The organism is Kocuria sp. CPCC 205231, assembly GCF_040980965.1.
In the GTDB taxonomy this organism is placed as follows: Bacteria; Actinomycetota; Actinomycetes; order Actinomycetales; family Micrococcaceae; genus Kocuria; species Kocuria rosea.
The window spans coordinates 314,762-323,351 of sequence record NZ_JAVKPP010000003.1 but is presented as its reverse complement, the minus strand read 5'-3'; the positions used below and the strand labels follow the sequence as shown (position 1 = coordinate 323,351).

The 8,590-nt window shown below is 73.4% G+C and carries 7 protein-coding genes and 1 tRNA gene; 5 read left to right on the top strand and 3 right to left on the bottom strand.

Annotated elements, in window-relative coordinates; genetic code table 11:
* Positions 1-71 precede the first annotated feature (71 nt).
* Positions 72-148, bottom strand: a tRNA-Pro gene (locus tag RF640_RS04725).
* A 254-nt stretch (positions 149-402) separates the two neighbouring features.
* Between RF640_RS04725 and RF640_RS04720 the strand changes: the two genes are divergently transcribed.
* The 5 genes from RF640_RS04720 to RF640_RS04700 all read left to right on the top strand — a co-directional run bounded on the left by RF640_RS04720 (position 403) and on the right by RF640_RS04700 (position 7,105).
* Positions 403-1,992 (top strand): M20/M25/M40 family metallo-hydrolase, encoded by a 1,590-nt coding sequence (locus tag RF640_RS04720; RefSeq protein WP_136340936.1) that lies wholly within the window; start codon positions 403-405, stop codon positions 1,990-1,992.
* A 251-nt stretch (positions 1,993-2,243) separates the two neighbouring features.
* Positions 2,244-3,698, top strand: coding sequence for a M28 family peptidase (locus RF640_RS04715; RefSeq protein WP_109221939.1), 1,455 nt, complete (start codon positions 2,244-2,246; stop codon positions 3,696-3,698).
* A gap of 163 nt (positions 3,699-3,861) precedes the next feature.
* Complete coding sequence (locus tag RF640_RS04710; protein WP_109221940.1) at positions 3,862-5,466, top strand: M20/M25/M40 family metallo-hydrolase; 1,605 nt, start codon at positions 3,862-3,864, stop codon at positions 5,464-5,466.
* A gap of 168 nt (positions 5,467-5,634) precedes the next feature.
* A complete protein-coding gene (locus RF640_RS04705; RefSeq protein ID WP_109221941.1) occupies positions 5,635-6,345 on the top strand; it encodes an HAD family hydrolase in 711 nt (236 codons plus the stop codon).
* A 61-nt stretch (positions 6,346-6,406) separates the two neighbouring features.
* Positions 6,407-7,105: a haloacid dehalogenase type II gene (locus tag RF640_RS04700; protein WP_109221942.1), complete on the top strand. Its 699-nt coding sequence runs from the start codon at positions 6,407-6,409 to the stop codon at positions 7,103-7,105.
* A gap of 9 nt (positions 7,106-7,114) precedes the next feature.
* Here RF640_RS04700 and RF640_RS04695 read toward each other — a convergent pair whose 3' ends face one another.
* The gene (locus RF640_RS04695; RefSeq protein WP_109221943.1) at positions 7,115-8,122 is read right to left on the bottom strand and encodes an NADP-dependent oxidoreductase; all 1,008 of its coding nucleotides are present in this window, start codon (positions 8,120-8,122) and stop codon (positions 7,115-7,117) included.
* A gap of 43 nt (positions 8,123-8,165) precedes the next feature.
* Positions 8,166-8,588 (bottom strand): organic hydroperoxide resistance protein, encoded by a 423-nt coding sequence (locus RF640_RS04690; RefSeq protein WP_017832530.1) that lies wholly within the window; start codon positions 8,586-8,588, stop codon positions 8,166-8,168.
* Between the last annotated feature and the right edge of the window lie 2 nt (positions 8,589-8,590).

Here is an 8,590-nt window from a genome sequence, read left to right as displayed (position 1 = left end):
CCCCAGGCATGACAAAAGGCCCGAACCCACATCCGTGGGTTCGGGCCTTGCCGATGTCCTGAGACATCACATGGTCGGGATGACAGGATTTGAACCTGCGACCTCGTCGTCCCGAACGACGCGCGCTACCAAGCTGCGCCACATCCCGTGAAGCATCCGGACTCGACAGCAAAGCTCTCGGCCGGAAACAACTGCTCCATCATAGCCATCCGGCCGGGCGGGTGGGAAATCGGGGCGTCGGGACCGTGTCGCCCCCAGGGTTCGTCCCCCAACTAGTGGACAAAAGTTATTGACCGGTCGGTAACCCATTTGTGAGCATGTGCAAATCCGAGTCATTCCTCGATGACTGTGAACCGCGTCACGGCCGGGCTACCTCCCGGCCGCCGCTCACCTGGAGGTTCCATGCCCGTCCGCAAGCCCAGCCACTGGATCACCGCGGCCGCCCTGGCCGGCGCCCTGACCCTCACGGCGACCAGTGCCGTCGCGGCCCCCACCCGTGACACCAGCAACAACAACACCACCCACAAGATCACCCAGGCCGTGTCCCAGCAGAAGCTCACGGAGCACCTGAACGCCTTCCAGTCGATCGCGGAGGCCAACGACGGCAACCGCGCCTCCGGCACCTCCGGCTACCAGGCCAGCGTCGACTACGTGGTCGAGAGGCTGCGCGCCGCCGGCTACACCCCGGAGGTCCAGGCGTTCGACTTCCCGTTCTTCCAGGAGCGCACCCCCGCCACGGTCGCCGCGGACGGCACGCAGCTCGCCGCCGAGGATGTCGCGGTGATGACCTACTCCGGCACGGGCACCGTGACCGGCACGGTGCAGGCGGTCGACACCACCGGTGCCCGGGTGGGCAGCACGAGCGGCTGCGAGGCGAGCGACTTCGCCGGCTTCGAAGCGGGCGACATCGCTCTGCTCCAGCGCGGCACCTGCTCCTTCGCGGTCAAGGCCGCGAACGCGGAGGCGGCCGGTGCGAGCGCCGTGCTGATCTTCAACACGGGCCTGCCGAACGCCGAGGACGCCGTCGCCGGCACCCTGGGCTCCCCGGAGGCCACGACCCTGCCGACGGTCGGGCTCAGCTACCAGGCGGGCGTGGACCTGCTGGACGCCGCCGAGGTCACCGTCGCCACGGACACCGTCTCGGCGACCCGCACCACCTACAACGTCCTCGCCGAGACCGGCACGGGCGACCCCGAGAACACGGTGGTGGTCGGCGCGCACCTGGACGGCGTGCTCGAGGGCGCCGGCATCAGCGACAACGGCACCGGGTCGGCCGGCATCCTGGCCATCGCGGAGGCCATGGCCAAGACCAAGACCGAGAACAACGTCCGCTTCGCCTGGTGGGGCGCGGAGGAGCTCGGCCTGCTGGGCGCCGAGCACTACGTGACCGACCTGCGGGAGAACGACCCCGAGGCGTTCGAGGACATCGCGATGTACCTGAACTTCGACATGATCGGCTCCCCGAACTACGGGCGCTTCGTCTACGACGGCGACGCCTCCACCTTCGACCCCGGCGACACGAACGTCCCCGAGGGCTCCGCGGCGATCGAGGCGGCGTTCCACGAGCACTTCGCCTCGGCGGGACTGGCCTCCGGCGACACCGAGTTCAGCGGCCGCAGCGACTACGGGCCGTTCATCGAGGCCGACATTCCCTCCGGCGGCCTCTTCACGGGCGCCGAGGGCGTGAAGACCGAGGATCAGGCCGAGCTGTTCGGCGGTCAGGCCGGTGTCGCCTACGACTCCTGCTACCACTCGGCCTGCGACGACATCTCGAACGTGAACCTCCAGGGCATGGAGGAGATGTCCGACGCCGCCGCGGCCGTCGTCCTGCGCTACGCGACGTCCACCCACGACGTCAACGGCGAGGGCAAGCCCTACCGGCAGAAGGGCAAGGGCGCCGTCGGCCACCCGAAGGGCGACGACCGCGGCCACGGCCCGCACTCCGAGCACGGTCGCGGCCACGGGCACGGCCACGACAAGGCGGCCGCCTGACGGTCCCGAGCCCCAGCGAACGGCCCCGTCCCCGGCGCGAACTGCCGGGGGCGGGGCCGTTCGATGCGCCACAATCCGCCCAAGCGTTGTGCCGCCGACGTGCAGTTGAGATTCTGGGCACAGGGCTCCACCAGCACGATGGAGCCGACCCCACGGTCGAGCCCCCGATCGGCCCCTGCCCCGGGAGATCCCATGCGTCACCGCAACCACCACCACCCGACCGTGGCCGCCGCCACCCCGACCGCGACGGGGTGGTCCCGGTGACCGCGGCGGGCGTGCCCGTCGGGAAGGTGCTGGAGCACCTCGAGGTGTTCCAGGCCATCGCCAACGCGAACAACGCCAACCGCGCCTCGGGCACGTCCGGCTACCGGGGCAGCGTGGACTACGTGGTCGGCCGGCTGCGGGCCGCCGGCTACGCCCCGCAGGTCCAGAAGTTCACCTTCCCCTTCTTCCAGGAGACCGCCCCGGCCACGGTCAGCGCGGGCGGCCGGCAGCTTCCCGCGGCGGACGTGGCGGTCATGACCTACTCCGGCTCCGGGACCGTGACGGCGCCGGTGCAGGCCGTGGGGACGACCGGCGAGAAGGCCGCGAGCACCAGTGGGTGCGAGGCCGGGGACTTCGCCGACTTCGTGCCGGGGAACATCGCGCTGCTCCAGCGGGGCACGTGCGCCTTCGGGGTGAAGGCCGCCAACGCCCAGGCCGCCGGGGCCTCCGCGGTGCTGATCTTCAACACGGGACTGGCCGGGGCCGAGGACGCGGTCGCCGGCACGCTGGGCGAACCCGGCGGGGTGACCGTCCCCGTGGTCGGTCTGAGCTACGCGGCCGGCGTGGCCCTGCTGGGCGGGGGCGAGGTGACGGTCAGCACGCAGACCGTCTCCGAGAGCCGGGAGACGTTCAACGTCCTCGCCGAGACGGGCTCGGGCGACGGGCAGCGCACCGTCATGGTCGGGGCCCACCTGGACAGCGTCCCGGAGGGCCCCGGGATCAACGACAACGCGTCCGGCTCCGCGGGGATCCTGGCCATCGCCGAGGCGCTCGCGGGCACGGAGACCGCCAACCCGGTGCGCTTCGCCTGGTGGGGCGCGGAGGAGTTCGGCCTGCTCGGGTCCCGCCACTACGTCACGGACCTCAAGACCAACGACGCCGGGACGCTCGGGAACATCGCGCTGTACCTGAACTTCGACATGATCGGCTCCCCCAACCACGGCCGCTTCGTCTACGACGGCGACGCCTCGGCCTTCGGCCCGGAGGATGGCTCGGTGCCCGCCCCGGCGGGCTCGGCCGCGATCGAGGCGGCCTTCCACGAGCACTTCGGCTCCGTGGGCCTGGCCTCGGGCGAGACCGAGTTCAGCGGCCGCAGCGACTACGGCCCGTTCATCGCCGAGGGCATCGCCTCCGGCGGTCTGTTCACCGGGGCGGAGGGGATCAAGACCGTGGAGCAGGCGGCGCTGTTCGGCGGCCGGGCCGGCATCGGCTACGACTTCTGCTACCACGCGTCCTGCGACGACCTCAGCAACGTCGACCTCCGGACGCTGGAGGAGATGACCGGCGCGGCCTCCGCCGTCGTCCTGCGCTTCGCGAACTCCACCGAGGACCTCGAGACGGAGGGCCGGCGGCTGCTCGGCATCGTGGCACCCGTTCCCCCCGCCGCTGTCGACCAGGGCCGCGGCCCGAGCAACGCCGCCGCGCAGAGGCAGGCCGAGTGAGGCGGCCGCACTGAGGCCGATGCGCTTCCCGGCGCCACAATCCGTCCGGTCATTGTGCCTCTGACCTGGAGCTGAGATCCTGTGCGCAGGACTCCACCCGCCCGATGGGGCCCATGACGGACACGGTCGAGCCCCCGATCGGCCTCAGGCCCCGGGAGGACCCATGCCGCACCCCACACCCCGCCGATGGACCGTGGCCGCGGCCCTGGCCGGCACCCTCGCGCTCACCGTGCCGAGCGCCGTCACGGCGGCTCCGGGGGAGGCCGGCGACGCCGGAGCGCTCGCCCCGACCGCCGCGGCCGTGCCCGTGCAGCAGGTGCTGGACCACCTCGAGGTGTTCCAGGCCGTCGCCCACGCCAACGGCGGCAACCGGGCCTCGGGCACCCCGGGCTACCGGGGCAGCGCGGACTACGTGGTCGGCCGGCTGCGCGCCGCCGGCTACGCCCCGCGGGTCCAGAGCTTCTCCTTCCCGTTCTTCCAGGAGATCGTCCCGACCACCGTGGCCGTGCCCGGCCCGGACGGTGTCCCGCGGACCCTCACCGCGGCGGAGGCGGCCGTCATGGTCTACTCGGGCTCCGGCACGGTGACGGCCCCAGTGCAGGCCGTGGACACCACCGGCGCCCCGGCGGCGAGCACCAGCGGTTGCGAGGCCGAGGACTTCGCCGGCTTCACGGCGGGCAGCGTCGCCCTGCTCCAGCGGGGCACGTGCACCTTCGGGGTGAAGGCCGCCAACGCCCAGGCCGCCGGGGCCTCCGCGGTGCTGGTCTTCAACACCGGTCTGCCCGGCGAGGAGGGCGTGGTCGCCGGCACGCTCGGGGAGCCCGGCGCCACGACCCTCCCGGTGGTCGGTCTCAGCCATGCGGCCGGGACCGCCCTGCTGGGCGGGGGCGAGGTGACCGTGACGGCGCAGACCGTCTCCGAGAACCGTGAGACGTTCAACGTCCTCGCCGAGACGGGCTCGGGCGATCCCGAGAGCACGGTGATGGTCGGCGCCCACCTGGACAGCGTCCCCGAGGGCGCGGGCATCAACGACAACGGCTCGGGCTCCGCGGGGATCCTGGCGATCGCCGAGGCGCTCGCGGGCACGGAGACCGCCAACACGGTGCGCTTCGCCTGGTGGGGCGCGGAGGAGTTCGGCCTGCGCGGCTCCCGGCACTACGTCGCGGACCTGAAGGCCAACGACCCCGCCGCGCTGGAGGACATCGCGGTGTACCTGAACTTCGACATGATCGGCTCCCCGAACCACGGGCGGTTCGTCTACGACGGCGACCACTCCGCGTTCCCGCCCGTGCAGGGCCCCGACGGCCCCGTGACCGCCCCGGCGGGCTCGGCCGCGATCGAGGCGGCCTTCCACGAGCACTTCGGCTCCATGGGCCTGGCCTCCGGTGAGACCGAGTTCAGCGGCCGCAGCGACTACGGGCCCTTCATCGCCGAGGGCGTCCCCTCCGGCGGTCTGTTCACCGGCGCCGAGGGGATCAAGACCGCGGAGCAGGCCGCGCTGTTCGGCGGCCGGGCCGGGGTCGCCTACGACTTCTGCTACCACGGCGCGTGCGACGACCTCGCCAACGTCGACGCCCGGGGACTGGGCGAGATGACCGACGCGGCGGCAGCCGTGATCCAGCGCTTCGCGGCCTCCACCCAGGACGTCGACGGCGCGGGGGCGGACGAGAGCGCGCAGCAGGACGGACGCGGGCTCCCGCTCGGTCCGGCCACCGCGGACCAGGGGAGCGGCCCGCACAGCGCCGCCGACGACGTGCCGGTGCAGTGAGCGGCGGGAGGTCGGGACCGGGCGGCCCCCGACCTTCCTCCGCACAGTCGTTGTCGGGGGAGCGGTGGCGTTCCACGACAGCAGGACGAGTCCCCCCGGAGCACCCGCGCCGCCACCGCCACTCCGCGCCCCATTGCTCACCCGGCCACCGGGTGGGAGGGTGAGGCCATGACTCCTCCCTGGACCCCCGACCGCTCGGCGCCGAGCCGGCGCGGCGTCCTGTTCGATGTCGACGGCACCCTCATCGACTCGAGCTACCTGCACACCGTCGCCTGGTGGCACGCCTTCAACCAGGCCGGGCACGACGTCCCCATGCACCGCATCCACCGGCTCATCGGCATGGGCTCGGAGCAGCTGATCGACGAGCTGCTGCCCGCGGACCGGGACCGGGACGGGGACGACGCCATCGGCGCGGCCCACGGGGCCCTGTTCTCCGTGCACTGGCCGGGGCTCAAGCCCACCCGCGGCGCCGCCGAGCTGCTGCGCCGCTGCACCGACGCGGGGCTCGTGGTGGTGCTGGCGTCGTCGTCGAACGTCACCGAGGTGGCGGCCATGCGGGAGGCCCTCGGCTCGGACGACCTGCTCACGGCGGTCACGACCGCCACGGACGCCGAGCACAGCAAGCCCGCCCCGGACATCTTCGCCGCGGCGCTGGAGGCCGGTAACCTGCGCCCCGAGGACGCGATCGTGGTGGGGGACGCCCGCTGGGACGTCGAGTCCGCGTGGAAGCTCGGCCTCGACGCCGTGTGCCTGACCAGCGGCGGGATCAGCGAGACGGAGCTGCGTGAGGCCGGGGCCGTGGCCGTCTACGCGGACCCGCAGGCCCTCCTGGACGACTTCGAGAACAGCCCCCTGGGCCGGCTCGTCCCGGCGGGCTGAGCGCCCCCGCCGGCTCCCGCGCGGACCGCGCCGCGCACCACCGCGAACGAAAGGCCCCGGAATGACCACCGACGACAGACCTGTCCTCGTGTTCGACGTGAACGAGACCCTCTCCGACATGCGCCCCCTGCGCCACGCCTTCGAGGAGGTCGGGGTGCCGGGGGAGCTGGCGGCCACGTGGTTCGCCTCCGTCCTGCGGGAGGGCTTCGCGCTGGCCGTCCACGGAGAAGCCCAGCCGTTCTCCGTGCTGGGGCAGGAGACGGCGCGCGCGCTCTTCACCCTGCACCCGCCGGCCGAGGACGTGGAGGACGCCGTGGTCCGGGTCCTGGACGCCGTGCAGCGGCTGCCCCTGCACGCGGACGTCCCGGACGGGGTGCGCTCCCTGGCCGACGCCGGGTTCCGGCTCACGGCCCTCACCAACGGCTCCGCGGCCACCGCCGGGGGCCTGCTCGAGCGCGGGGGCGTGCGGCAGCACTTCGAGCGCGTCTGCTCCGTCGAGGAGGCCCCCTGCTGGAAGCCGGCGTCCGAGGCCTACACCTGGGCGAGCGGGGCCTGGGGCGTGCCGCTGGAGCAGATGCTCATGGTCGCGGTGCACCCGTGGGACCTGCACGGCGCCGCCCGGGCGGGGCTGCGCACGGCCTGGATCGACCGGTACGGCTCGCCCTGGCCGGGGTACGCGCGCACCCCGGACCTCAGGGTGTCCGGGGTGCGGGAGCTCGCCGCGCGGCTGGCCGCCGGCGGCGCCGAGCGGACCGCCTGACGGCTCAGCTCACAGCTTGACGACCATCTTGCCGGTGTTGGCCCCGGCGAGCAGGTCGATGAACGCCTGCGGGGCGTCGTCCAGCCCCTCGCGCACGGTCTCGTCCCACCGGATGTCGCCGGCCGCGAGCCAGCCGGCCATCTTCTCGCGGAACTCCGGGCCCAGGTCCTGGTGACCGCTCACCAGGAAGCCCTGCAGGCTCAGCTGCTTGCCGATCGCCAGCGCCAGGTTCCGCGGCGCCGCCGGGGGCTCGGTCGCGTTGTACTGCGAGATCGCCCCGCACAGGCACACTCGGCCGTGGACGTTCAGCGCGGAGATCGCGGCCTCCAGGTGCTCGCCGCCCACGTTGTCGAAGTAGACGTCGATGCCCTCGGGCGCCGCGCGCCGCAGCTGGGGGAGCACCGGGCCGTCGTGGTAGTCGAAGGCGGCATCGAAGCCGAGCTCCAGCAGGCGGGCGACCTTCTCGGGCGAGCCGGCGCTGCCGATCACGCGGGCGGCGCCGCTGAGCTTCGCGATCTGGCCGACGAGCGAGCCCACGGCCCCGGCGGCGCCGGAGACGAAGACCGTGTCCCCGGGCCGGAACCGTGCGGCCGCCATGAGGCCGGCGTACGCGGTGAGCCCCGGCATGCCGAGCACCCCCAGGTAGGCCGACTCCGGGGCGAGGGCGGGGTCCACCACGGTGGCCGAGGCGGCCTCGACGAGCGCGTGCTCCCGCCACCCGGCCCCGTGCAGCACCGTGGCGCCCACGGGCAGCTCGGGCGCGGAGGAGGCGATGACCTCGCCCACAGCGCCGCCGTCGAGCGGACGGTCCACCTGGAACGGCGGGACGTAGGACTTCACGTCGTTCATCCGGCCGCGCATGTACGGGTCCACGGACATCCAGCGGTTGGCGACCACGACCTGGCCGGGACCGGGCTCGGGCAGCGCGGCCTCCTCGAGCCGGAAGTTCTCGGGGGTGGGGGTGCCGTCGGGGCGGGAGGCGAGCACGACCTGGCGGGTGCTGGTGGGGGATGTCATCGGTTCTCCTGGGGGTCGAGGGAAGGGTGCGGGGGAGCGGCGGTTAGTCGTCGGCGACGGTCACGCGGACGTCGACGTTGCCGCGGGTGGCGTTCGAGTACGGGCACACCTGGTGGGCCTTGTCCGCCAGGGCCTGCGCGGTGGCCGGGTCGAGGTCGGGGAGCACGACCTCGAGGTCGACCTCGAGGCCGAAGCCGCCCTGGCCGTTGCCGCCGATGCCCACGCGGGCCCCGACGCTGGAGTCGCCTAGCTTCACCTTCTCCTGCCGGGCCACCATCTGCAGCGCGGAGTGGAAGCAGGCGGCGTAGCCCGCGGCGAAGAGCTGCTCGGGGTTGGCGCCGTCGCCGGAGCCGCCCATCTCCTGCGGGACGGCCAAGCCCAGGTCGATCCGGCCGTCGGTGGTGCGGGTGCGGCCGTCGCGGCCGGCGCCGGTGGCGAGGGCCTCGGCGGTGTAGACGGTGTCCATGC

Coding starts and splice junctions, on each gene's coding strand:
- RF640_RS04700 (WP_109221942.1), top strand. CDS start 6,407: ATGACCACCGACGACAGACCTGTCCTCGTGTTCGACGTGAACGAGACC.
- RF640_RS04705 (WP_109221941.1), top strand. CDS start 5,635: ATGACTCCTCCCTGGACCCCCGACCGCTCGGCGCCGAGCCGGCGCGGC.
- RF640_RS04695 (WP_109221943.1), bottom strand. CDS start 8,122: ATGACATCCCCCACCAGCACCCGCCAGGTCGTGCTCGCCTCCCGCCCC.
- RF640_RS04720 (WP_136340936.1), top strand. CDS start 403: ATGCCCGTCCGCAAGCCCAGCCACTGGATCACCGCGGCCGCCCTGGCC.
- RF640_RS04690 (WP_017832530.1), bottom strand. CDS start 8,588: ATGGACACCGTCTACACCGCCGAGGCCCTCGCCACCGGCGCCGGCCGC.
- RF640_RS04710 (WP_109221940.1), top strand. CDS start 3,862: ATGCCGCACCCCACACCCCGCCGATGGACCGTGGCCGCGGCCCTGGCC.